The sequence below is a fragment of the Aerococcus sp. L_32 genome (genome assembly GCF_050689315.1).
The window spans coordinates 1-1,483 of record NZ_JBOEQF010000461.1 but is presented as its reverse complement, the minus strand read 5'-3'; the positions used below and the strand labels follow the sequence as shown (position 1 = coordinate 1,483).

The window sequence follows — 1,483 nt, the reverse complement described above, 5'->3', positions numbered from 1 at the left end:
CAACGACGTAATGGTATGGCCGTTCGTATTGAAATTCAACAAGAAGAAAATTATGACCAAGAATATATCCATGCAGACCTTGAATACCTGCTGGAAGAATTGGGTCTATTAGAACGTGACCTTTACTTTGTAAACGGTCCACTAGACTTAACCGGCCTTGGGGATGCCATCGATGTCTTGGGAAATTATTTCCCTAACTTACGCTATGAACCATTTAAACCGGTTTACCCTAGCGAATTACAAACCACGAATTTATTCAAATTAGCTGAAAAACGTGATATCTTCCTACACCACCCTTATGATTCATTCAAACCAGTGGTCGAATTTATCCAAGATGCAGCCAATGACCCACATACGCTTGCAATCAAGCAAACTTTATACCGAGTATCGGCGAATTCACCAATCATTTCAGCCTTAAAAACAGCTGCTGAACGTGGTAAACAAGTAACCGTTTTAGTGGAATTGAAAGCACGTTTCGATGAAGAAAATAATGTCCAATGGGCAAAAATATTAGAAGAAGCTGGTTGCCATGTAATCTATGGTAAAACCCACCTTAAAACGCACTCTAAAATTGCCATGGTTGTGAAACAAAAGAATGGTCGCGTTCACCGTTACGTCCATCTTGGAACTGGTAACTACAATGATAAGACCGCACGTTTCTACACTGATATGGGGATCATCACAACTAACGAAGGGATTGCGGAAGATGCAACAGACTTTTTCAACTACCTAAGTGGCTACTCTAGCCAACCAGACTACCATTACCTACACGTATCCCCTTTTGCCATTCGTGATAACTACATTGAAGATATAGAGGATGAAATTCAAGCTCACAAAGCGAATGGTAATGGTCATATCATTGCCAAAATGAATTCATTAACCTCAAAAGATGTCATCAAGAAATTATACGAAGCTAGCCAAGCTGGCGTGAAAGTCGATCTGATTATCCGTGGTATTTGCTGTCTGGTACCGGGTATTCCTGGCGTATCTGAAAATATCAATGTCATCTCAGTTGTCGGCCGTTTCTTAGAACACAGCCGTATTTACTGGTTCAACAATAACGGTGATGAGAAACTATTCTTATCATCTGCTGATATGATGACCCGTAACATGATCGGCCGTGTAGAAATCGAGTTCCCTATTTTAGATGAACATATTCACGAAGAAATCATGGAAATCTTGAAAGTATACTTAGAAGATAATACCAAAGCGCGTTATAAATTACCTGACTGTACCTACCAATATGTACAAAATGATTTAGCGCCAGTAGACTCACAACAAATCTTCATGCAAAAGGCTTTAAACGAAGGCGAACAAGCCAGAACATCTGCCCCTCGCAGTAAAATGACTTGGTTTGAACGTTTGCAAAATAGACTAAATACAAAATAGTGATGGCTATTAATAATCGATCGTAATAAAAATAGCACCTTTGGATTAAATGTATTTGATTCAAGGGTGCTAATCATGTACCATGAGTATGGTT

General features: G+C 39.2%; 1 protein-coding gene. It reads left to right on the top strand.

From position 1 onward, the window contains the following. On the top strand, positions 1-1,389 hold a 1,389-nt coding region (gene ppk1, locus ACRCJ0_RS13895), incomplete at its 5' end, for a polyphosphate kinase 1 (protein ID WP_431390820.1). Positions 1,390-1,483: the final 94 nt, after the last annotated feature.